We start from the raw sequence: 21,678 nt of genomic DNA on the forward strand, positions 1-21,678 counted from the left end.
AAGGAGACTCAGTGCGCGGAGAACTCACTCGGCTCGTAGACGCTCGAGTCCGGAGCGGCGGCCTGCTTCGGGGCTCCCTTGGACGGCCGCTCGAACTTGTAGCCGACGTTGCGCACGGTCCCGATCATCTGCTCGTGCTCCGGCCCCAGCTTCGCGCGCAGACGCCGGACATGGACGTCGACCGTGCGGGTGCCGCCGAAGAAGTCGTAACCCCAGACCTCCTGCAGCAGCTGGGCGCGGGTGAACACCCGGCCGGCGTGCTGGGCGAGGTACTTGAGGAGCTCGAACTCCTTGTAGGTCAGTTCGAGGGTGCGCTTGCGGAGCTTCGCGGTGTAGGTCGCCTCGTCGATCACCAGCTCTCCGACCCGGAGCTCGGCGTCGACCTGCGAGGCGCCGCCGTCGCGGGTGGTGACGAGCCGCAGCCGGGCGTCGACCTCGGCGGGACCGGCCGTCGGGAGGAGGATGTCGTCGGTGCGCCATTCCGCGCTGACCGCGACCAGTCCGCCTTCGCCGACGACGGCGATGACCGGCGTGGAGGTCTCGTCCTCACCGGCGCCCTTGAGCAGGCGGCAAAGGCTCTTCGCGGAGGCCAGATCGCTACGGGCGTCGAGGACGATGACGTCGCGGTGGCCGGCGTCGAGCAGCGCGGTCACTTCCGGAGCACGGACGCGTACGGTGTGGGGCAGCAGATCCAGGGCGGGCAACACCGTGGTGGCATCCGCTTCCGCGGTCAGTACCAGAAGGTCCAGGCTCATCGCCGCACCGCCTTCAGATCGTGGCCGCCTCGAACGTGGCGACCGCCGGTGCTTAGTGAGAATAGCGGGTGAACAGCCGAAGACCTACCGCGTGCTGGATCGATCACACCTGGCCAAAGAGGTTGACGAAGGAGATTCGACACAATGGTGAGCAGGCCCGTGGCGCGTGACGACCGACCGTCTTCCGGCCGGTCCGCCAAGCGAGGAAAGCGCCGTGGCCGGGGCTGGCTCATCGCCCTCGCGGTACTCGTGGTGCTGCTGGTCGGTGCCGATTTCGGCGCGGCCGCCTACGCCGAGCACACGATCTCGCAGAAGGCCCGCCAGCAACTGGAGCTGGCCAACGATCCGGCGGTCACGGTGCACGGTTTCCCGTTCCTGACCCAGGCCCTTTCCGGTGACTACAGTCACATCACGATCAACGCCCAGGGCGTCGCCGTCCCGCCCCGCCTGCAGGACGTGGACTTCAACGCCGACATGAGCGACGTCACGGCCCCGCTGTCCGACCTGACGTCCGGCAACACGAAGTCGATCGTCATCGGCACGCTCAAGGGCGAGGTGACGATCAAGGCCGCGGACATCGCGCGGCAGGCGCCGCTGGACAAGATCGAGAACCTGAAGATCGAGCCCGTCACCGAGGACTACGTCCGCAACGGCGACAGCGGGCAGGGCGAGACGAAACCGACCGCGACGAACGAGAACGGCGAGCCGGTCGACACCGCCAGCGCCGGGATCCGGGTTTCGGGCAACGTCCAGATCGCCGGGCAGAAGGTGGAGATCTTCTGCTTCGCGATGATCGAACTGGACGGGCAGAAGATCCGTCTCGAACCGAAGCGGCTCCAGTTCGGGAATGACAAGGAGACCACCGTCGTTCCCCAGGCGGTACAGGACGCGCTGCTGCCGAACTTCAACGCGACCATCGACACCGGCGCGATGCCGTTCTCGGTGACGCCGACGTCGGTGCGGGTGAACAGCGGCTCGGTGACCATCAAGGGCGAGGGCAAGAACGTCGCCTTCAGCGGAGCGAAGCCTCAGGGGTGATTTGCGGATGACCGGGGTGTGGGTGCTGCTGGGCGTACTGGTGCTCGGCGGAGTGGCGGGCGCGCTGTTGCAGGCGCGCAACGGTCGCATCCGCGCGGCCAAGTCCAGCGCGCCCACGCTGCCCGGCCGCGTCTCGGCGGCCCTCGCGCCCGAAGGCGTCACCCTGGTCCAGATCTCCACGACGTTCTGCGCGCCGTGCCGCCACACCCGCGCGATCCTGTCGGCGCTCGCGGAGAAGACCGACGGCCTCACGCACGTCGATCTGGACGTCACCGAAACCCCCGAAGTCGCCCAGGCGCTGTCGGTGTTGCGAACCCCGACGACCCTGGCCTTGACCGCGGACGGGCGTGAGGTCTTCCGTGTCGGCGGCGTTCCCCGAGGTCAGGACCTTCTCGAAGCGCTGCGGCCGCATCTCGTCCCGGATTCCGGGAAGCGTCCCAAGGTGTGAACACGGTTCCCAACCTGAGGGAGCTCTGCGTACCCTCGTGCCCGTGAACCGGCTGCCCCGAACCTTGCTGACCCAGCGCCGCGCAGTGGACCTGTGCCGCGTTCGCAGCAGCCTGTGTCCCGGCGTTCGCTGAGCCACGCCTGCGCGTGCCCGTCCGGCACGCACCTCTTTCCCTCTCGTTCGCAGGAGGAACCATGTCCGCAGGACCGGCCGTCGACCCCCGTGGTCCGCGTTTCGCCGCCATCCTGACGACGATCGTGCTCGCGGTCGTGCTCATCACCCAGTGGTGGCCACTGCTCGCGGCGCAGGCGGTGGTGTTCGCGATCGGTGCCTTCATCGGGCTGAAGCCGGCGCCGTACTCCCTGATCTATCGCTACCTGGTCGCGCCGCGGCTCGGCCCGACGACCGAACGCGAAGACGCCGCCCCGCTGCGGTTCGCGCAGGCCGTCGGGTTCGTGTTCGCCGTCGTCGGCACCGTCGGTTTCGCCACCGGCCTGACCGCGCTCGGGTTCGTCGCGACGGCGTTCGCGCTGTTCGCGGCCTTCCTCAACGCGGCGTTCAACTTCTGTCTCGGTTGCGAGATGTACCTGCTCATCAAGCGTTTCAGCCCCAGCCCTCGCGCGTCCTAACCCAGAAAGAGAGTCAGCTCCATGAGCCGTGAAGACGTCCTGGTCACCACCCAGTGGGCCGAGGAGAACCTGGACACCCCGGGTGTCGTGTTCGTCGAGGTCGACGAGGACACGACCGCGTACGACAACGGACACATCCGCGGGGCGGTGAAGTTCGACTGGCGCAAGGACCTGCAGGACGGGGTCCGCCGCGACTTCGTCAACAAGGAGGGCTTCGAGAAGCTGCTGTCCGAGAAGGGCATCTCGAACGACGACCGCGTGATCCTCTACGGCGGCAACAACAACTGGTTCGCCGCGTACGCGTACTGGTACTTCAAGCTCTACGGCCACGACAAGGTGCAGCTGCTCGACGGCGGCCGCAAGAAGTGGGAGCTCGACGGCCGCGAGCTGAACTCCGACGAGGTCAAGCGCGAGGCCACCGAGTACCAGGCCAAGGAGCAGGACCTCTCGATCCGCGCGTTCCGCGACGAGGTCGTCGCCGAGATCGGCAAGAGCAACTACGTCGACGTGCGCTCGCCCGACGAGTTCTCCGGCAAGCTGCTCGCCCCGGCGCACCTGCCGCAGGAGCAGTCGCAGGTCCCGGGCCACATCCCCGGCGCGCTGAACGTCCCGTGGGCGAAGGTCGCCAACGAGGACGGCACCTTCAAGACCGAGGACGAGATCAAGGAGCTGTACTCCGACGAGGGCCTCGACGAGTCGAAGGCCACCATCGCGTACTGCCGGATCGGTGAGCGTTCCTCCATCGCGTGGTTCGCGCTGCACGAGCTCCTCGGCTACGACCAGGTGAAGAACTACGACGGTTCATGGACGGAATACGGCTCGCTCGTCGGCGTGCCGGTCGAGTTGGGAGCCAAGTGATGGCAGGCATCGACACTGACAGCTGCGGCGCACCGGCCCAGGAGGCCACGCCCGCCGATTACGACACCCGCGGCCAGGTCGTGCTGGCCGGCAAGGTGACCGGTTCGGAGGGCCCCGTCGGCGGCGCCTTCGTGCGGTTGCTGGACGGCGGCGGCGACTTCACCGGCGAGGTGGTCTCGTCGGCCGACGGCGACTTCCGCTTCTACGCGGCCCCCGGTGACTGGACGGTGCGCGCGCTGCACCGCTCCGGCAACGGCGAGGCCTCCGTCACCGCGCAGGGACCCGGCGTCCACCAGCTGGCGATCTCGGTCGCCTGACGACGTAAGTACATGAAGGCCCCCTTCATTGCGCCTAGCGCCGTGAAGGGGGCCTTCATGTACTTGTGGGCACTGCCACGCGACCTCGGCAGGCCTGTCGGGGCAGGTAGCGACTAAAGTGCGTGGCGTGGAGATCCTGTTTACGACCCTGCTGGTGCTCGCCGGCGTCGCGATCACCTGGTTCGCCGTGTACGTCGTCTACCGGCTTTACGCGGACCAGCGCTGACCCATGACGGCTAGTGGCGACGAGGCCATCCAGGCCGCGGAGAAGCGCGCGGAGAGCACGCGCGACCGGAACCTGCCTCCGTACGGCACCTTCCCTGACATGCCCATTCCGGGCGACACGGCGAACCTGCGCGAGGGACCGAACCTCAACGACGCCTGCCTGGCGCTGCTGCCGCTCGTCGGCGTGTGGCGCGGCGAGGGCGAGGTCGACTACCCGACCATCGAGGGCCCGTACCGGTTCGGCATGCAGCTGACCATCGCGCACGACGGCCGCCCGTTCCTCACGCACGAGGCACGAGCCTGGCTGCTCGACGACGACGGCAAGGTCATCCGGCCCGCCGCGCGCGAATCCGGGTTCTGGCGTCCGCAGGCCGACGACACGATCGAGCTGCTGCTGACGCACAACACCGGCATCGTGGAGCTCTTCTACGGCAAGCCGCGCGGCAAGGCCTCGGTCCCGGCCTGGGAGCTGGGCACGGACGCGGTCGTCCGCACGTCGACGGCCAAGGACGTCACGGCTTCGCAGCGGCTCTACGGCATCGTCAACGGTGAACTCGGCTACGTCGAGGAGCGCGCGATGATGGGCCAGGAACTGCAGCCGCACACGTCGGCGCTGCTGCGTCGCGTGGTGGGCTGACGTACTTCCGATGCGGTGGCGTGCCTACGGCGAGCACGCCGCCCTGCTCGACTGCGCTTCCCTGACCGAGTCGATAGCGGCGCACGCGATGGTCTCGGCCGCGCGCCCGGACGGCATCACCGAACTCGTTCCCGGCGCCCGCAGCCTGCTCGTGGTGGAGACTCCCGGCTCGGGCGCTCTCACGGCCGTCCGCGAGTTGCTCACCGACGCCGACCTCGAACATCCGCCGGAAGACGAATCCCGCGAGATCACCCTCGATGTGACCTACGACGGCGAGGATCTCGAACTCGTCGCGCGGGACGCCGGAGTGTCCACAGAGGACGTCGTCCGGCTGCACACCGGCGCCGCCTACACCGTGGCGTTCACCGGGTTCGCGCCCGGATTCGGTTACCTGACAGGGCTTCCCGAGCCGCTTCGGCAGCCGCGACTGCCGGCTCCGCGCACTCGCGTGCCGCCGGGTTCGGTGGGCATCGCGGGTGAGTTCACCGGCGTGTACCCCCGCGTCTCGCCCGGTGGCTGGCGGCTGATCGGCCACACCCGGACCGTCCTGTTCGATCCGCGCGCCGATCCTCCCGCGCTGCTGGCACCCGGCGACCGCGTGCGCTTCCGGAGTGCCGGATGAGGGCTCTCGAAGTGGTCGCGACCGGTCCGCTCGCACTGGTACAGGACCTCGGCAGGCCCGGTTTCGCGCATCTCGGGGTGCCGCCGTCCGGCGCGCTGGACGTCCCGGCGCTGAAGCTGGCCAACCGGCTCGTCGGCAACACCGAGGACGCGGCCGGCGTGGAGTGCCTGCTCGGCGGGCTACGGCTGCGCGCCTCGACGTCCTGCACGGTCGCGGTGACCGGTCCTTCCGTCGCCGTCGAGGTGGACGGGCGTCCCGTCGGCTCGCACGCGCCGGTGTGGCTGGCGGCGGGGCAGGTCGTGGCGATCGGCGCTCCTGCCTCCGGATTGCGGTGCTACCTGGCGGTTTCCGGCGGGATCATGGTCGAAGTGGAACTCGGCAGCCGGTCGCGGGACGTCCTTTCGGAGATCGGCCCCGCGCCGCTGAAAGCGGGCGACGCCCTGCCGCTCGGCACGCCGTCCGTCTCCGGCGGCGCCGACGTCGTGCTGCCCACGGTGGCACCGGCCGAGCTCGTCGTGCCGATCGATCCGGGCCCCCGCGCGCACTGGTTCGAGAACCCGGCGGCCGGGCTCGCGAAGACCTGGACGGTGACCGCGGAATCCAACCGCGTCGGCCTCCGGCTCGACGGCCCCGCGTTGCCTCGCGCGGCCGAATACGCGGAGCGGGAGCTGCCGAGCGAGGGCTTGCTGACCGGCGCCGTGCAGGTTCCGCCGAACGGGTTGCCGGTGGTGTTCTTGGCGGATCATCCGACTACCGGTGGTTATCCGGTGGCGGCCGTGGTGAGACAGGCGTCACTCCCGGCCCTCGCGCAGGCCCGACCCGGAACCCTTCTCCGCTTTCACTCGTCCACGAGGGTGTGGAACAGGTAAAGGTCGACGGTGGCACGGGTGTCATCGACACGAATTCGGTCCCCACCCAACCAGAGCTTCCGCAGTCTCTGCGGATCGCGCTGGCCACCGGCCAGATGCGGCGCCCCCTCGGCGATACGCTCCGCCCGCTTCTCGATCTCTTCGCCGACGGCGAATACCAGGTCGCCGGACCCGAACGGCTGGCCGAGGACCGCTACCTGACCCCGAGCGCCGACTGGCCGCCCGCCGACGTGTCCCGCGTCGGCTACTACCGGACGGCGATCAAGAGCGGGCACCGGCCGGTCGCGGTCGTGCTGGAGACCACCGACGCCGCGGTGATCCTCGACGGGCACCACAAGATCGCGGCTTACCGCGAAGAAGCGATCCTGCCGCACCTGCTGATCATCAGCGCCCTCGGCTGATGGACGTCCCGCGGTTCCGCGATCCCCAGATTCGGCTCGGGAACCTTGCCGCCGAGCCGATCCTGATCGTCTGTCCGCGCTGCTCGGGCCGCGCCTCGGTCACCCACGAACGGCTGACCTGCGCCGGCTGTGCCCTGGTGCGCGTTCCCTCCGAACCCCACTACCACGTGTGGAACCGGCCCATCGATCCGTTCTTCCACGAACCGCTGTGGCTGCGCGCCGACTGCTGCGGCGGGAACACCCTCTGGGCGTTCCACGAACGTCACCTCGACCTGCTCGAACGATTCGTCGCGGCGAAGCTGCGCGAACGCGGGCTCGGGAACCGTCCCGGCATGACCTTGGTCGCCCGGCTGCCCGCCTGGATCACGACGGCCAAGCACCGGGACGAGATCCTTCGCACCATCGCCAAGCTGCGCGCGACGCTCAGCTGATCGCGTACTCGCTCTCGTACGCGGCGGCCAGCTCGGCGTGGATCGCGCCGGAGTCGGTGAGCGCGACGCCGTCGAGCGTGTGCACCCTGGTCAGCTTGCGGACCGACGAGGCGAGGAAGAGCCCGTCGCCCTCGGTGAGGTCCGAGACCTTGAGCGGCTCGACCTTGACCGACCAGCCCGCGCGCTCGGCGCCGCGGAACAGCGCCGCCTGCGTCGTCCCCGGCAGGATGCCGATGGTCGCCGGCGGCGTGTAGAGCGTCTTGCCCTTCGCGAGGACGACCGTGGAAGTCGGCCCTTCGAAGACCGAGCCGTCGGCGGCGGTGAAAATCACATCGCTCGCGCCACGGCGGCCGGCCTCCCGCAACGCCGCCATGTTGACGCCGTACGAAATGGACTTCGCGCCCAGCAGCAGCCACGGCGCGCGCTCGGCGAGGTCCGCCTCGATACCGCGCTCGAGGGTGATCGCCGCGACGCCTTCGACGCGGGCGCGCTGGACCTTCTCGTCGATCTCCACGCCGAGCGCGAACCCGAACGGCTTCGCCTCCGGATCGCCGTCGATTCCCCTGGTGTACACCAGTTTCAGCGCGATCTCGGCGGGGCCGGACCAGTTGTCGATGACGACCTGCGCGGCGCGCTCCCAGACCGCGAGGTCCGGCTCGGGCAGGTCGAGCATGGCCGCGGAACGGGCCAGCCGCTCGAGGTGCGGGCGGAGCTCGCGGGGCCGTCCGTCGACGACGAGGATCGTCTCGAACACGCCGTCGCCGCGAAGCAGTCCCAGATCGTCCACCCGCAGGTGGGCGGCTTCGGGGTCGGCCAGGGTCCCGTCGAGGAAGGCAAGCACGCGCATGGGGACACGGTACTCACTAGCATGGGTTTCATGCCCTACCGCTCCCCTCTGCTCGACCTTCCCGGACCGATCGCGGCACCCGACGGGCATCCGGAAGAGGGTGTCCCGTGGCATTGGGGCGACCCGTTCGCCGAGCAACGGACGGCCGCGCGCGGCGCCGTCGTGATCGACCGTTCGCACCGCGAGATCCTGGCCGTGACCGGCGAAGAACGGTTGTCCTGGCTGCATTTGGTGATCTCGCAGCACGTCACCGGGCTCGCCGAGGGCACCGGCACCGAGGCGCTCGTGCTGGACAGCCAAGGCCGCGTCGACACGCACATGGTCGTCGCGCACGCGGACGGCACGGTGTGGCTGGACAGCGACCGGGGCGCGGTGGCCACCAGCGCGCTGCCGTCCGGCGGCAAGCAGACTTTGCGCGAGTACCTCGAAGCGATGAAGTTCTGGTCCAAAGTGGACATCCGCGATGTCTCGGCCGAGCTGGCGCTGCTGACCGTCCTCGGTCCCGACGCGGACCGTGTGCTGTCCGCCGTGGACGTGTCGCTGGGCCCGGATCCGTACTCGGTCGTGGCGATCCCCGGCGGTTTCGCGCGACGGATGCCGTGGCCGGGACGCCACAGCGTCGACCTCGCCGTGCCCCGCGCCGAACTGGCCGGCTGGTGGCGGCGCCTGACCGACGCGGGCGCGCGTCCGGCGGGCAGCTGGACGTTCGACGCGCTGCGGGTCGAGTCGCTGCGACCGCGGCTGGGCCTCGACACCGACGAGCGCACGATCCCGCACGAGGTGAACTGGGTCGACTCCGCCGCGCACGTCGCGAAGGGCTGCTACCGCGGGCAGGAGACCGTCGCGAAGGTGCACAACGTCGGGCGGCCGCCGCGGTACATGGCGCTGCTGCACCTGGACGGTTCGCCGGAGATCACGCCGGAAACCGGCGATCCGGTGGTGCTGGGCGAGCGGACGGTGGGCCGCGTCGGCAGCGTGGTGCAGCACCACGAACTGGGGCCGATCGCGTTGGCGCTGGTCAAACGCTCGACGCGCCCGGGCGCGGAGCTGCTGGTGGGCGCCGAGGACCGGGTGGTTCAGGCGGCCATCGATCCGGACTCGGTGCCGGGTGAGGCTGCCGCTCCTGGCCGGGAAGCGGCTCAGCGGCTGCGGGGTTGAGCCCGGGTTTCCGACAGTCCGTGAAGGCCTCCTTGAGGGACTCTGGGTCCTTCAAGGAGGCCTTCACGGACTTACCTGCCACCAGCCTGCTCAGAGTCTCGGCTCCATCCCGGCGCCTCAGCCGGTGCGCCCAATGTGGCATCGGAGACGCTCAGTGTCCCCAATGCCACATTGGGGACACTGCGTCCGCGGCTTTCCGCCGGCGGCCGCGCGCGAAGGGCCCCAACCCTCGGCTGAGCGTTGGAAACTCGGCCCTCACTCCCGACCGAAGTACGTGAAGGACTCCTTCATTGCGCCTAGCGCGATGAAGGAGTCCTTCACGTACTTGCCCCCCAGCCATCCACAAGTTGTCCACAACGTTGCCCACCTGTGGACAACTCCGCCGACCAGCACTTTTCCCGCCCCACCCCCGGTAGACTGGACCAGGGGCCGCCCCCGGGACGGGTGGGGGGCGGGCTCGGGAAGGAACCGAAAGACCAGCCGCCCGGCGGAGGGTCTCGGAAGGGGCGGAGATCCTTGTGGTATCGCTCCCTCCGGAACATTTCCGCTGGAGCGCGATAAGCTACCCGGGTGATCGAAGTCCGGCCCGGTGGTCGCCGTCGTATCGACCGCGTGCTCGGCCCTGGGTATCTCAGCGACCTCGGCGAGCTGACCCTTTCCGTGCTGCGCGAGCGCCGTGACGAGGCCGCGCAGGAGGAGACCGACCTGTCGTACCTGCGGCGCCTGCTCCACGCGCGGATCGACATCGTGCGGGCCGAGCAGGAGCGCCGGAGTTCGGGCGGCGAGAGCAGCGTCGTCGAGCGGCTGGCCTCGATCCTGGCGGACAACGCGATCGGCCCGGCCACGGGTTCGGGCAGGCACCAGCGGCTGGAGCCGTCGCGCGCGGGTGAGCACCGCCGGTTCGCCGAGGCCCTCATCGGCGACACGGACCTTTCCGACGTCAGCACGCTCTCGGACGAGAACCTGGTCAACGCCCTCAACCGGTATGCCGACGAGGAGGTTTCGGTCTCCTCGTACCGGCGCGAGGTCCAGGGCGTGATGGACACGATCAACGCCGAGATCGCGACCCGCTACCGCAAGGGCACGGCGTCGGTCGACGACCTGCTCGACACCGAACGCGGCGGCTCCGAGTGACGAATCCGGTCCTGGTCGAGGTCGTCCGATCCGGTTTCGTGGAGAGCGTGCACCGCGGCGCGCTCGTGATCACCGCCCCGGACGGCTCGGTGCGTTTCTCCGCGGGCGACATCGAGCGGCCGGTGTACCCGCGTTCGTCCAACAAACCCCTGCAGGCCGTCGGGATGCTCCGCGCCGGCCTCACCATCGGCGACGAAGAACTCGCGCTCGGTTGCGGATCGCACAACGGCGAGCCCGGCCACGTCGAGGGCGCCTTGGCGATGCTCTCCCGCGCGGGGCTCACCGAGGACGCGCTGGCCTGCCCGCCCGCCTTCCCGCTGCACGAGCCGAGCATGCTGGCCGTCGCCTCCGCCGGGAAACGCCGGGCCGCGATGAACTGCTCCGGCAAGCACGCCGCGATGCTCACGACCTGCGCGCAGCTCGGCTGGCCGACCGACGACTACGCGGCCGAGATCCACCCACTGCAGAAGGTCATCCAGGCCGCCGTCGCCGACCTCACCAGCGAGACGATCGAGACGGTCGGCGTCGACGGCTGCGGAGCGCCCCTGTTCGCGTTCTCCCTCACCGGTCTCGCCCGTTCCTTCGGCAGGCTGGTCACCGCCATGGGCGGGCCGGAACGCCGGGTCGCGGACGCGGTCCGCGCGCATCCGTGGCAGGTCGCGGGCACCGGCCGCGAGGACACCGTGCTGATGCGGAACGTCGAGGGCCTGCTGTCGAAGGGCGGCGCCGAGGGAGTGCACGCGTTCGCCCTCCCGGACGGCACGGCGCTGGCACTGAAGATCGACGACGGCGCGGCCAGGGCCCGGATCCCGCTCCTGCTCGCGACGCTGCGCCACCTCGGGATCGACCCTGGCGACGAAGCCGGCGCCCTCGCGCGCGACGCGGTCCTGGGCGGCGGGAAACCGGTCGGCGAACTGAGGGTCGCCGAAGGCCTCTACGGCTAGTTCGCGCGTTCCCGCGCGGCGAGGTCGCCCCAGAAGTCCCGCAGGTCGGCGAACAGTTCCGCCAGCTCGTCGACATTGCCGGTGCGGAGCGCGTCCAGGATGTCGTGGACCTCTTCGGCCGTCGTGTCGGCCTGCAGGATCGGGTCGGCGAAGAGCTGCACGAGTCCGCCGTAGTCGAGCTCGACCGCGGAGCCCGGGTGGAAGCTGTCGAGCCAGCGTCGCGTCTCGAGCAGCACCCGGCCCGGCCCCGAGTCCCCGAAGGTCGCTTCGAGCAGGTCGCCGACCTCGCGAGCGCGATGCCGCGCGTCGGCGATGGAAACCCGCCACGACACCTCGCGTTCGGGGTCGTCCCGGCCCTTGCCGAGTTTGACCCGGCGCATCCCCGGGTCGAACAGCACGAACCACGGAAGCGGGACGGTCCACGTCGTCGACAGCGTGTGCGAGGCCGAGGCGGACAGGTCGCCGATGGCGGACTTCGCCCGCGAACGGATCATGTCCAGCGACGCGCCGCCCGCGTCGAGCACCGCGTTTTTCAGCGCGGGATGCGCGTCGCCGAGGAAGGTCACCAATGCCGCGGCGGAGCGCGCGCGGATCTCCATCGGACAGATCAGCGGCCCTGGGCCGGCGTCGCCGTGCTCACCCTCCGGCACGTCTTCGGGGTCAAGGACGAGGACGTCGGTGACGAGACTCGGCGCGGCCCTGCCGTCCGCGAGCTCAGCGGGCAGCAACCGCCCGACATGCTGTGACTTGAGCCACAACGCCTGCTCGCGCTCGCCCGCGGCCGAACGATCGAGCCGGGCCGCTTCGACGGCCTCGAGCAGGCGTTCGTCCGGTGGATCCCCCAGCGCGAGCAGGGGCTCATAGACGCGGAGATAAGCCGCGAACGGACGGGGCACACGAGCATCGTGGCACGCCGACCTGCGACTATCGCCACCGACCGGCCGGTAACCGGCGTTCGGTGAACACTGTCGCCACCGGCACACCGTGCCACGTCGCATCCAACCCCCCGGACACGGTACGGTGTCAGCAGGAAAGAATTGTCGAGACGATGCGGGGCCGCCGATTCCCCCGGCCGCCCCGCCCCTGTGCGAGGGGGTCGAGCCATGGGGCGCGGCCGGGCTAAGGCCAAGCAGACGAAGGTGGCGCGCGAGCTCAAGTACAGCTCGCACGAAACCGACTTCGATGCTTTGCAGCGCGAGCTGTCCAGTAGTTCCTCGGAAGACAGGCACGAGGACGACAAGCGGTATGACGACGACCCGTACGACGGGTACGACGAATACCGCCGCTGAGCAACGCGTGACACGCGAGGGTGGATCCGGGCTTGCCCGGTAGACCACCCTCGCGTGTCGCGTGCTGCCCAAAATACGAGGAGGTGCCATGTCTGACGTAGCGCGAGTAGGTGTCGTCGGGGCCGGGCTCATGGGTTCGGGCATCGCCGAGGTGCACGCGCGGGCCGGGCTGGACGTGATCGTCACCGAGGTCAACCAGCCGGCGCTGGACTCCGGGCGAGCGCGGATCGAGAAGTCGCTGCAACGCGGCGTCAAGAGCGGGAAGCTCTCGCAGGAAGACGCCGACGCGGCGCTCGGGCGGCTCCGCTTCACCACCGAGATCGGCGAGTTCGCCGACCGCGACCTCGTCATCGAGGCCATCCTGGAACAGGAGCAGGCCAAGGTCGAGGTGTTCCGGTCGCTGGACAAGATCGTCGAGCGTGAGGACGCGGTGTTCGCGTCCAACACCTCTTCCATCCCGATCATGAAGCTCGGCATGGCCACCGGCCGTCCGCAGCAGGTGATCGGCATCCACTTCTTCAACCCGGTCCCGGTGCTGCCGCTCGTCGAGCTGGTGCCCTCGCTGCTGACCAGCGACGACACCGCCCGCCGTGCCGAGGAGCACGCGACGACGGCGTTGAGCAAGACCGTGATCCGGTCGCAGGACCGCGCCGGGTTCATCGTGAACTCGCTGCTCGTGCCGTACCTGCTTTCCGCGATCCGGATGATCGAGTCGGGTTTCGCGTCGGCGGAGGACATCGACCGCGGTATGGAGCTGGGCACCGCGCACCCGATGGGCCCGCTGCGGCTTTCGGACCTGATCGGCCTGGACACCATCAAGGCGATCGCGGACTCGATGTACGCCGAGTTCAAGGAGCCGCTGTACTCGTCGCCGCCGCTGCTGCTGCGCATGGTCGACGCCGGCCTGCTCGGCAAGAAGACGGGCCGCGGCTTCTACAGCTACTCCTGACCCGCCTTTCTCCGCGTTTAGTCCTCTAGTTGCGGTTCTTGCACGCGCAACTACCGCATTCAGAGGACTAAACGCGAGGGTCCTAGACTCGGGGACGTGGGACAGGGACAGCTGCGAGTGGGTCTGGTCGGTGCCGGTCCATGGGCGAAGACGGTGCACGCGCCCGGTCTCGCCGATCACCCCGGGACGACCTTGCGCGCGGTCTGGACCAGGCGTCCCGAAGCCGCGAAGGAGCTGGCCGAAGCGCATGGCGCCCAGGCCGTCGACAGCTTCGACGAGTTGCTCGACCAGGTGGACGCGGTCGCGTTCGCGGTGCCGCCCGCCGTCCAGGCGGAGCTGGCGGTCAAGGCGGCCGAAGCGGGCAAGCACCTGATCCTGGAGAAGCCGATCGCCGCCGATCTCGACGGTGCGCGGCGGCTCGCGGACGCGGTGGAGACCGCCGGTGTCGCGGCGCTCGTGGTTCTCATCCTGCGGTTTTCGCCGATGACCCGTGAGTGGCTCGACGGCATCAAGGAAGCAGGCGGCTGGCGCGGCGGTGGGGCACGGTGGCTTTCGGGCGCGCTGCTCGGCGGCCAGTACCAGTCCTCGGCGTGGCGGCACGACTCCGGCGCGCTCGCCGACATCGGCCCGCACGCCCTCGATCTGCTGGACGCGGCGCTCGGTGAGATCACCGAGGTGCTCGCCGCGAACCGGACCGATGACGATCTGTGGCACCTGCTGTTAGCCCACGAGGGTGGCGCGACCAGTACGGCGACCCTGTCGCTGCGGCTGCCGATCCAGCCGACGGTCGTCGAAGTGGCCGTCTACGGCGAGCACGGCTACCGCACCCTGGGCCGCAAGCCGGGCTCGGCGGGCGAGTCGTACACCGCGCTCCTGGACGATTTCGCCGCGATGGCCGCGAGCGGGACGACCTCGCATCCGTGTGACGTGCGTCGCGGACTGCACCTGCAGAAGCTGCTCGAACACGCGCGGGAGCTCGCCGGACACGGCAAGTAGTACACAGTTCACCCACAAGGCTTTTCCTTACGCGATAAGGCCTTCTTCCGAAGACTTCGCGGTCATCCACAGGTTTGTCCACAGGTTCCTTTGTGGACGGTCACCAGCATGGGAAAACCTTTTCCGCCACCGGAAAAGATCACCTCTTAGTGCGCAGGCTCCGCCATGCCGAGTCGATCTCGCGATGCGAAGGTGATCTTGGGCGCTCCGGAAAGGAAGGCCATGGGTGAGCTGCTCCGCGCTTTCGGCGGGATGATCCCGTTGACGATCATCGCGATTCCCTACGCGTTGCTCGGGTGGCCGCTCCTCGCGGCGCATCGACGGCGAAGACGGGCCGACCCCTTCTCCGCGTCGGCGACGGCCGCCGTCGACATGACGCTCGCACTGGCCTGTTTCCTGGTGTTGTGCCTGGTCACGATGCCGGTGACCGGCGTAGAGGGCAGCAGGCTGAACCTCGAACCCGGCACCGACCTGCGGCACGCCCTGACCGACAGCGCCAATCTCTGGCAGGCGCTGGGCAACGTCCTCATGCTGAGCCCGCTCGGCGCCCTCCTCCCCGTGCGATCCCGCCGCCTGCGGTCGCTCGCCCGGATCGCGCTGGGCGCGCTGGCCGTCTCGGTGCTGGTGGAAGTCACGCAATATCTGATCCAGGCGGGCAGGGTGACCTCGACCGACGACATCCTGCTGAACACACTGGGTGCCGTGGCGGGCGCCGCGCTGAGCAGACGGCTGTGGCACCGCCTGGACGTCCGGCCGCCGGTGCGGATCCCGGTCCAGGCCCGGCGGGTGTGCGCCGCCCCGGTCCGGCTGCGGGTCCCGAGATCGGCGTGGGACGAGCGGTATTCGAGCATCGCGCACCGGAGGTAATCGGGTTGACCGTCGTGCGAAAGTGATCGCGAAAGCCCTGAATACGCGGAAAGAGGGATGCCTCATGCCTGACGCCTTCGGTGGCGTCGGCACGAGCTAGCCGGCGCACACGCCAGCTCCACCACGCACGCGGATCCTCCCGTGCGTCTCCTTCTTCTGCCCGAAAGGCTTTCCACCAGTGCTTTCCGAAACGATTCGTGCTTTGCAGTCCTACATCCGCCTCACCGCGGCGAAATTCCGGGAGACCGAGCGGATCGGGCCGTTCCTGGCCACGTACTACCTCGAGTCCAGCAGCCCGTTCCTCAACTACGCGATCCCCGACGACGGCGCCGTCCCCACCCGGGACGACGTCGCCGCGCTCACCGAGGCGTTCCGTGAGCGCGGGCTCGCGCCGCGTCTGGAGTTCCTCACCGAAGCGGTTCCGGCCGCCGAGGCCGTGCTCACCGAGTGCGGCTACACGGTGGAGCGGCGGGTCCCGCTGATGATCTGCCCGCCGGGGCAGGTCGCCGGGCAGCCGGAACCGGCCGGGATCAGCCTGGTCACCCCGAAGACCGAGGGCGAACTCCGGCAGATGATCCGGGCGCAGAACTTCGCGTTCGGGGAGGACGATCCCGATCTCCACCTCGATCCGTCACCGGATCAGCTGAGCGGCGAGACCATCTCGGTGATGGCGGTCGACGAGAACGGCGAGGTCGTCGGCGGCGGGGTCGCGACCGCGATCCTCGACGGCGCGACCGAGATCGCCGGCATCGGGGTGCTCGATGGGTACCGGAGCCGCGGGATCGCCGCGGCGATGACGGAGTACCTGACGCGTGAGGCCCACGCGCGCGGTGGCCGGTCGGTGTTCCTGACGCCGGGCGCCGGGCAGGCGGAACGCGTTTATGGCCGGGTCGGTTTCAAGACCGCGGCCGAATGCGTGCACCTGTCAATCATCTGAAAACCCGCCACGGCGTGACTTCTTGACCTCGCCGCGGCGTTTCTTCGACGCCAGGCGGCGTTCCTTCGACCCCCGCGAGGGTTTGGTGGGACGCCGCTTGGCGGCCGGGGGCGCCGACGCGTCCGTCAGGAGCATCACCAGCCGCGCCCGCGCGGCTTCCCGGTTCATCAGCTGGGACCGGTGTTCGGACGCGGTGATCGTGACGACGCCGTCGACCAGCCGCGACGAAAGCCGGTCCAGCATCCGCGCCCGGAGGTGCTCCGGGACGGACGCCGAACCGGCCACGTCGAAGGACAGTTCGACCCGCGAGTCCGTGGTGTTCACGCCCTGCCCACCCGGACCCGACGACCGGGAGAACCGTTCGCTCAATTCGGCACCCGGGATCACGAACCGGGTGCCGACCACCACGTCGTCAGCCACGAGCCCAGTGTGTCACCAGGAAGCAAACGGATTCAGAACCGCGGGTGGTCACCGGAGAGCACGGCACGCGGGCCGTCCGGGTCCTCCGCGGGCTGCACGTCGCCGAGGATCCACGCCGGCACGTGCCGCGCGGTCAGCATCGCGAGCGCGCGGTCGACGTCGTCGGCGCCGACGATCGCGACCATGCCGACGCCCATGTTGAACGTCTTCTCCAGTTCGGCGCGCTCGACCTTGCCGCGGTGGCCGATCAGCGCGAACACCGGCGCCGGGGTCCAGGTGCCGCGTTCGAGCCGGGCGACCAGCCCGCGCGGCATGACACGGGCGAGGTTCTGCTCCAGACCGCCGCCGGTGATGTGCGCGAACGTGCGGACCTCGGCCTCGGCCGTGAGGGCGAGACAGTCCTTCGCGTAGATCCTGGTCGGCTCCAGCATCTCCTCGCCGAGCGAGCGGCCGAACTCCTCGACGTGCCCGTCGAGCGGCATCCGCGCGATGTCCAGCAGCACGTGCCGGGCGAGCGAGTAGCCGTTGGAGTGCAGGCCGGACGAGCCGAGCGCGAGGACGACGTCGCCGGGGCGGACCCGCTCCGGGCCGAGCACGTTCGACGCCTCGACGACACCGATGCCGGTGCCCGAGAGGTCGTAGTCGTGCTCGCCCATCAGGCCGGGGTGCTCCGCGGTCTCGCCGCCGAGCAGCGCGCAACCCGCCTGGACACAGCCCTCGGCGATACCGCCGACCAGCGCCGCGATCTTCTCCGGGACGACCTTCCCGACGGCGATGTAGTCCTGCATGAACAGCGGCTCGGCGCCGGTGACGACCAGGTCGTCGACGACCATCGCGACCAGGTCGATGCCGACCGTGTCGTGCTTGTCGAGCGCCTGCGCGACGGCGATCTTGGTGCCGACCCCGTCGGTCGACGAGGCCAGCACCGGCTCTTTCCACTTGTCCAGCTTCAGGGAGAACAGCCCGGCGAAACCGCCGACCCCGCCCATCACCTCGGGCCTCGTGGCCCTCTCGGCGTGCGGTTTGAGCAGCTCGACGGCTTTGTCGCCGGCGTCGATGCTGACGCCGGCGGCGGCGTACGTGGCGCTCGTGGACTCGCTCACGGAAGCGGACTCCAACTCTGGAAGAGAGGTCTAGGGACGCCGGATGGCGTCCTCAGCACCGTACCCGGCAGGGCTGACGGGCTTCGCCGCGCCATTGACCGAGTCCAGGCTCTCCAGCAGGTGCTTCCCGATCAGCGCGTCTTCGGGCAGCGCGATCGGGTACTCGCCGGAGAAGCACGCGGTGCACAACCGCGACTTCGGCTGCTCCGAAGCCGCGACCAGTCCGTCCAGGGAGATGTAGCCCAGGGTGTCCGCGCCGATGGAGCGGCGGATGCCGTCGAGATCGACGCCGTTGGCCACCAGTTCGGCCCGCGACGCGAAGTCGATGCCGTAGAAGCACGGCCAGCGGACGGGCGGCGACGCGATCCGGACGTGCACCTCGAGCGCGCCGGCCTCCCGAAGCATGCGGACCAGCGCGCGCTGGGTGTTGCCGCGGACGATGGAGTCGTCGACCACCACGAGCCGTTTGCCGCGGATGACGTCGCGCAGGGGATTCAGCTTGAGCCGGATCCCCAGCTGCCGGATGGTCTGCGACGGCTGGATGAAGGTGCGGCCGACGTAGGCGTTCTTCACCAAGCCGGTGCCGTACGGGATGCCGGAGCCCTGCGCGTAGCCGATGGCGGCCGGGGTGCCGGATTCGGGCACCGGCATGACCAGGTCGGCGTCGGCCGGGTGCTCGGCGGCGAGTTTGCGGCCGATCTCGACGCGGGTGGCGTGCACGCTGCGGCCGGCGATCGAGGTGTCGGGACGCGCGAGGTACACGTACTCGAAGACGCAACCCTTGGGCTCGGGGTTCGCGAAGCGCGAGGACCGCAGGCCCTCGGCGTCGATCGCGATGAGCTCACCGGGCTCGACCTCGCGGACGAACGACGCGCCGCAGATGTCGAGCGCGGCCGTCTCGCTGGCGACGACCCAGCCGCGTTCGAGCCTGCCGAGCACCAGCGGGTGCACGCCGTGCGGGTCGCGCGCGGCGTACAGGGTGGACTCGTCGGCGAAGACCAGGCAGAACGCGCCCTTGAGGGTGGGCAGCAGTTCCAGCGCGGCGGCTTCGATGCCCTTGTCGGCGGCGTTGGCCGCGAGCAGCCCGCACACCAGGTCGGAGTCGCTGGACGAACCGGTGAGGCCGGCGTGCGGCTTGAGCCCGGCTTCGACCGTGCGATCCCGCAGTTCGGCGGTGTTGACGAGGTTGCCGTTGTGCGCGAAGGACAATCCGCTGCCGGTGGCGGTGGTGCGGAAGATCGGCTGCGCGTTCTCCCAGATGGTCGCGCCGGTGGTCGAGTAGCGGCAGTGGCCGACGGCGATATGTCCCTGCAGCGACTGCAGGACCTGCTCGTCGAACACCTGGCTGACCAGGCCGAGATCCTTGAAGACGACGATCTGCGAACCATCGGAGACCGAGATGCCGGCCGCTTCCTGGCCGCGGTGCTGAAGTGCGTAGAGCCCGTAGTAGGTCAGCTTCGCGACCTCTTCTCCGGGCGCCCAGACACCGAAGACACCGCATTCCTCGCGGGGTTCCGGATCGGGCTGGTCGGTCACGGGCTGTCCGGCGAGGGACGGGTCGGAAACCACCGAGGTGCTCCCAGGGAGAAAGAGGGCAGGCCGCCACCAGTGTAAACGGTGAGCAGGAGATCAACGCGCCGCGCGAAGTGGCACTGGACACGCTTCGAGCTGTGACGCTGAGTGAACCCATGAAGATCTTGGAAGGCACAGCGGGTCCGCGTGATGACCGTGAGTGACGGGCGGGTGTCAAGGCCCGGCACTCACGACCCCCGACCAGCCGGCCGCTCCCCCTCGACAGAGGCGGCCGACTGTGCTTAAAAGCCGATCAACCCGCGGCCAGCCATTTGGACGTGCCGCCGCGGCCGGGAACCCAGCAGCCCTTGGCCGCGGTCTCCGGGACGTACAGCGAGCCGGGGGTCCGCTCGTCCGGGAGCGCGAGCAGTGCCGTCAGCACCTTCGCCGCGTCGCCGGTGCGGCGCCACAGCCAGACCTCGGGCTCGAGGATGTCCTCCTCGGTGCCGGGCATGCGGGTGGCGACGACGTCGTCCTCGGCGTTGAGCCGGACCACGTCGACCACGTTGTCGTGGACTCGCACGCCGACCACGGCCAGGACCTCGCCGTTCGCGTCGCACGGGTGCACGAACTGGTACCCGCGGTGGATCAGTTCCTGCAGGCCGCTTTCGATATCGGTGATCTCGGCGGTGATGGTGTCACCCGAGGACGTCATCGAATTCGCCGTCCTTGGCGCCCGCGAGGAACGCGGCCATCTCGGCCTGGGTGTAGACCAGGGCGGGCCCGGTCGGAAAACGCGAGTTGCGCATCGCGATCTCACCGGAGGCGAGCGGCGCCACCTCGACACAGTTGCCGATCGCGTTGCTGTAGCTGGCTTTGCGCCATTGAGCGCCGGTAAGACGATCGGCCGGGATGCCGTTGTCGAACTGTTCAGCCATGGTCCCCACCTTCCCCGACAGAAGACTTCGGGCGATGCATCTGCATGTGCATTTGCCTGTGATCCCAAAGTTAGCACGTGTGACTGCAGCGGTAAATGCACGTGCAGAAGTTTTTGCAGAATTCGCGTGCAGTGATGACTTAGGTCCTCAGCCGTCCCACTAACGGGTGACGAGCACAGGCCCCGTTGGGTGAACAACTACGACTTGTCGCCGGAATTTCGGGCGCGAGCAAGGAAAATCCCGGCAGGACCCGGAACAGCGGCCAGCCCCACAACGGTGACCGGCTCAGATTTCGGCGCGGCGCTTCATCAGCATCTGACGGCTGCGATCCGGCGTCTCCGCGTCGACCGCGAGCATGTCCAGCGCCCGGCTGTACCGCTCGATCTCGTCGCGTTTGTCGATGTAGTGCGCGCCGGTCAGGTACTCGGTGTAGGCGATGTTCGGCAATTCCTCTTCCGCGAACCTGAGCAGCGAGAACGCGCTGTCCGCGGAGTAGCCGCTCCGGTCGTACGGGAGGACCTGCACCGAGATGTTCGGCTGCTGGATCATGTCCAGCAGGTGGTCGATCTGGCCCTTCAGCACCTCGCGGTCGCCGATCGGCCGGTAGAGCACGGACTCGTCGAGCACCAGCCACAACCGCGGCGCGTCGGGCCTCGACAGCATCTTCTGCCGCCGCATCCGCAGCGCGACCCGGCGGTCGACCTGTTCGTTGACCATGTCCTTGCGGCCGTGGCTCATGATCGCCCGCGCGTAGTCCTCGGTCTGCAGCAGACCCGTGACGTACAGCGGCTCCCACACCTGGATCCGGGCCGCGGCCTCTTCGAGCCCGACGAGGTCGTTGAACCAGCTCGGCATCAGGTCGCCGTAGCGGCGCCACCAGCCCGGCTCGTTCGATTCCTTGACCATGTCCAGGAACTGCTGCCGCTCGGCGGAGTCGGTCATCCCGTACATGGTCAGCAGATCGGCGACGTCGCGTTCCTTGAAGCCGACGCGGCCGAGCTCGAGCCTGCTGATCTTCGACTCGGATCCCCGGATGCTGTAGCCGGCCTCCTGGCGCGTGATGCCCGCGTCCTCGCGCATCCGGCGGAGCTGAGAGCCGAGGATCATCCGCCGCGCGGTGGGACCCAGGGACTGCTCACCGCCAGGCGGGGTGACCGCGTTCATCGACCGGGGACCTTTCGCACGACGACACTCACAGGGGAACAAGCCGGTTACTGAAAGTACACGTTTGGGCCTCGACACGACAGGGATGGCTCGGTTTACCGGTCGCGTACGTGGTTCTACTCTACGTAGAGCCCGAGACTTCCGACACAGTTTTGTGAGGTTCAAGATGCCCGACGCCCCGACCCGGACG

Annotated in this window: 27 protein-coding genes; 18 read left to right on the forward strand and 9 right to left on the reverse strand. The window is 69.3% G+C overall.

The window, feature by feature from the left end; genetic code table 11:
- Window positions 1–8: 8 nt before the first annotated feature.
- Complete coding sequence (locus ACOCEP_RS09320; RefSeq protein ID WP_482336884.1) at window positions 9–755, reverse strand: winged helix-turn-helix transcriptional regulator; 747 nt, start codon at window positions 753–755, stop codon at window positions 9–11.
- 144 nt (window positions 756–899) lie between these two features.
- Here ACOCEP_RS09320 and ACOCEP_RS09325 point away from each other — a divergent pair, with 144 nt between their 5' ends.
- From ACOCEP_RS09325 to ACOCEP_RS09370, 10 genes are all read left to right on the forward strand, one after another.
- On the forward strand, window positions 900–1,793 hold the full coding sequence (locus tag ACOCEP_RS09325; protein WP_482336885.1) for an LmeA family phospholipid-binding protein: 894 nt from the start codon (window positions 900–902) through the stop codon (window positions 1,791–1,793).
- Between the two features lie 7 nt (window positions 1,794–1,800).
- Window positions 1,801–2,241 carry a TlpA family protein disulfide reductase gene (locus ACOCEP_RS09330; protein WP_482336886.1) on the forward strand — a complete coding sequence of 147 codons (441 nt, stop codon included), beginning with the start codon at window positions 1,801–1,803 and terminating at the stop codon, window positions 2,239–2,241.
- A 194-nt stretch (window positions 2,242–2,435) separates the two neighbouring features.
- Window positions 2,436–2,870, forward strand: coding sequence for a DUF4395 domain-containing protein (locus ACOCEP_RS09335; protein WP_016338008.1), 435 nt, complete (start codon window positions 2,436–2,438; stop codon window positions 2,868–2,870).
- A 21-nt stretch (window positions 2,871–2,891) separates the two neighbouring features.
- Complete coding sequence (locus tag ACOCEP_RS09340) at window positions 2,892–3,728, forward strand: sulfurtransferase (RefSeq protein ID WP_482336887.1); 837 nt, start codon at window positions 2,892–2,894, stop codon at window positions 3,726–3,728.
- Complete coding sequence (locus ACOCEP_RS09345) at window positions 3,728–4,045, forward strand: DUF1416 domain-containing protein (protein ID WP_482336888.1); 318 nt, start codon at window positions 3,728–3,730, stop codon at window positions 4,043–4,045. The genes ACOCEP_RS09340 and ACOCEP_RS09345 overlap by 1 nt, the downstream gene beginning before the upstream one ends.
- 229 nt (window positions 4,046–4,274) lie before the next feature.
- Complete coding sequence (locus tag ACOCEP_RS09350; protein ID WP_482336889.1) at window positions 4,275–4,907, forward strand: heme-binding beta-barrel domain-containing protein; 633 nt, start codon at window positions 4,275–4,277, stop codon at window positions 4,905–4,907.
- Window positions 4,908–4,917: 10 nt separating this feature from the next.
- Entirely contained in the window at window positions 4,918–5,529 is a 612-nt protein-coding gene (gene pxpB, locus ACOCEP_RS09355) for a 5-oxoprolinase subunit PxpB (RefSeq protein ID WP_482336890.1), read from the forward strand.
- Window positions 5,526–6,398 (forward strand): 5-oxoprolinase subunit C family protein, encoded by an 873-nt coding sequence (locus tag ACOCEP_RS09360; protein WP_482336891.1) that lies wholly within the window; start codon window positions 5,526–5,528, stop codon window positions 6,396–6,398. Before pxpB ends, ACOCEP_RS09360 begins: the two co-directional genes overlap by 4 nt.
- Window positions 6,386–6,799 carry a hypothetical protein gene (locus ACOCEP_RS09365; protein ID WP_482336892.1) on the forward strand — a complete coding sequence of 138 codons (414 nt, stop codon included), beginning with the start codon at window positions 6,386–6,388 and terminating at the stop codon, window positions 6,797–6,799. Before ACOCEP_RS09360 ends, ACOCEP_RS09365 begins: the two co-directional genes overlap by 13 nt.
- Window positions 6,799–7,230 (forward strand): TFIIB-type zinc ribbon-containing protein, encoded by a 432-nt coding sequence (locus ACOCEP_RS09370; protein WP_482336893.1) that lies wholly within the window; start codon window positions 6,799–6,801, stop codon window positions 7,228–7,230. The genes ACOCEP_RS09365 and ACOCEP_RS09370 overlap by 1 nt, the downstream gene beginning before the upstream one ends.
- Here ACOCEP_RS09370 and ACOCEP_RS09375 read toward each other — a convergent pair.
- Window positions 7,223–8,077 (reverse strand): aminodeoxychorismate lyase, encoded by an 855-nt coding sequence (locus ACOCEP_RS09375; RefSeq protein ID WP_482336894.1) that lies wholly within the window; start codon window positions 8,075–8,077, stop codon window positions 7,223–7,225. The two genes, ACOCEP_RS09370 and ACOCEP_RS09375, sit on opposite strands and share 8 nt — an antisense overlap.
- A 30-nt stretch (window positions 8,078–8,107) precedes the next feature.
- Here ACOCEP_RS09375 and ygfZ point away from each other — a divergent pair, with 30 nt between their 5' ends.
- The 3 genes from ygfZ to ACOCEP_RS09390 all read left to right on the forward strand — a co-directional run bounded on the left by ygfZ (window position 8,108) and on the right by ACOCEP_RS09390 (window position 11,313).
- A complete protein-coding gene (ygfZ, locus tag ACOCEP_RS09380) occupies window positions 8,108–9,235 on the forward strand; it encodes a CAF17-like 4Fe-4S cluster assembly/insertion protein YgfZ (protein ID WP_482336895.1) in 1,128 nt (375 codons plus the stop codon).
- A gap of 570 nt (window positions 9,236–9,805) precedes the next feature.
- Complete coding sequence (locus ACOCEP_RS09385) at window positions 9,806–10,369, forward strand: RsiG family protein (protein WP_482336896.1); 564 nt, start codon at window positions 9,806–9,808, stop codon at window positions 10,367–10,369.
- Window positions 10,366–11,313: an asparaginase gene (locus ACOCEP_RS09390; protein WP_482336897.1), complete on the forward strand. Its 948-nt coding sequence runs from the start codon at window positions 10,366–10,368 to the stop codon at window positions 11,311–11,313. Before ACOCEP_RS09385 ends, ACOCEP_RS09390 begins: the two co-directional genes overlap by 4 nt.
- Here the strand turns inward: ACOCEP_RS09390 and ACOCEP_RS09395 are convergent.
- On the reverse strand, window positions 11,310–12,209 hold the full coding sequence (locus tag ACOCEP_RS09395) for a DUF8083 family protein (protein ID WP_482336898.1): 900 nt from the start codon (window positions 12,207–12,209) through the stop codon (window positions 11,310–11,312). The two genes, ACOCEP_RS09390 and ACOCEP_RS09395, sit on opposite strands and share 4 nt — an antisense overlap.
- Before the next feature lie 207 nt (window positions 12,210–12,416).
- On the opposite strand from ACOCEP_RS09395, the gene ACOCEP_RS09400 reads away from it, so the two are divergent.
- The 5 genes from ACOCEP_RS09400 to ACOCEP_RS09420 all read left to right on the forward strand — a co-directional run bounded on the left by ACOCEP_RS09400 (window position 12,417) and on the right by ACOCEP_RS09420 (window position 16,351).
- Window positions 12,417–12,602 carry a DUF3073 domain-containing protein gene (locus ACOCEP_RS09400; protein ID WP_007032561.1) on the forward strand — a complete coding sequence of 62 codons (186 nt, stop codon included), beginning with the start codon at window positions 12,417–12,419 and terminating at the stop codon, window positions 12,600–12,602.
- Between the two features lie 88 nt (window positions 12,603–12,690).
- A complete protein-coding gene (locus ACOCEP_RS09405; RefSeq protein WP_482336899.1) occupies window positions 12,691–13,551 on the forward strand; it encodes a 3-hydroxybutyryl-CoA dehydrogenase in 861 nt (286 codons plus the stop codon).
- A gap of 96 nt (window positions 13,552–13,647) precedes the next feature.
- A complete protein-coding gene (locus ACOCEP_RS09410) occupies window positions 13,648–14,547 on the forward strand; it encodes a Gfo/Idh/MocA family protein (protein ID WP_482336900.1) in 900 nt (299 codons plus the stop codon).
- Window positions 14,548–14,769: 222 nt separating this feature from the next.
- Window positions 14,770–15,414, forward strand: coding sequence for a VanZ family protein (locus ACOCEP_RS09415; RefSeq protein WP_482336901.1), 645 nt, complete (start codon window positions 14,770–14,772; stop codon window positions 15,412–15,414).
- A 178-nt stretch (window positions 15,415–15,592) separates the two neighbouring features.
- Window positions 15,593–16,351 carry a GNAT family N-acetyltransferase gene (locus ACOCEP_RS09420; RefSeq protein ID WP_482336902.1) on the forward strand — a complete coding sequence of 253 codons (759 nt, stop codon included), beginning with the start codon at window positions 15,593–15,595 and terminating at the stop codon, window positions 16,349–16,351.
- On the opposite strand, the gene arfB is transcribed toward ACOCEP_RS09420, so the two are convergent.
- The 6 genes from arfB to ACOCEP_RS09450 form a co-directional block, all read right to left on the reverse strand.
- Window positions 16,340–16,771 carry an alternative ribosome rescue aminoacyl-tRNA hydrolase ArfB gene (gene arfB / locus ACOCEP_RS09425; protein WP_482336903.1) on the reverse strand — a complete coding sequence of 144 codons (432 nt, stop codon included), beginning with the start codon at window positions 16,769–16,771 and terminating at the stop codon, window positions 16,340–16,342. The two genes, ACOCEP_RS09420 and arfB, sit on opposite strands and share 12 nt — an antisense overlap.
- Window positions 16,772–16,803: 32 nt before the next feature.
- A complete protein-coding gene (gene purM / locus ACOCEP_RS09430; protein WP_482336904.1) occupies window positions 16,804–17,874 on the reverse strand; it encodes a phosphoribosylformylglycinamidine cyclo-ligase in 1,071 nt (356 codons plus the stop codon).
- 30 nt (window positions 17,875–17,904) lie between these two features.
- Window positions 17,905–19,443 (reverse strand): amidophosphoribosyltransferase, encoded by a 1,539-nt coding sequence (gene purF / locus ACOCEP_RS09435; protein WP_007032554.1) that lies wholly within the window; start codon window positions 19,441–19,443, stop codon window positions 17,905–17,907.
- A gap of 256 nt (window positions 19,444–19,699) precedes the next feature.
- Window positions 19,700–20,101 carry a hypothetical protein gene (locus ACOCEP_RS09440; protein WP_482336905.1) on the reverse strand — a complete coding sequence of 134 codons (402 nt, stop codon included), beginning with the start codon at window positions 20,099–20,101 and terminating at the stop codon, window positions 19,700–19,702.
- Window positions 20,085–20,324, reverse strand: coding sequence for a DUF397 domain-containing protein (locus tag ACOCEP_RS09445; protein ID WP_038521375.1), 240 nt, complete (start codon window positions 20,322–20,324; stop codon window positions 20,085–20,087). Before ACOCEP_RS09445 ends, ACOCEP_RS09440 begins: the two co-directional genes overlap by 17 nt.
- A gap of 285 nt (window positions 20,325–20,609) precedes the next feature.
- The gene (locus ACOCEP_RS09450) at window positions 20,610–21,488 is read right to left on the reverse strand and encodes a helix-turn-helix domain-containing protein (RefSeq protein WP_482336906.1); all 879 of its coding nucleotides are present in this window, start codon (window positions 21,486–21,488) and stop codon (window positions 20,610–20,612) included.
- Window positions 21,489–21,678: the final 190 nt, after the last annotated feature.

The sequence above is a fragment of the Amycolatopsis sp. CA-211722 genome, from assembly GCF_056828465.1.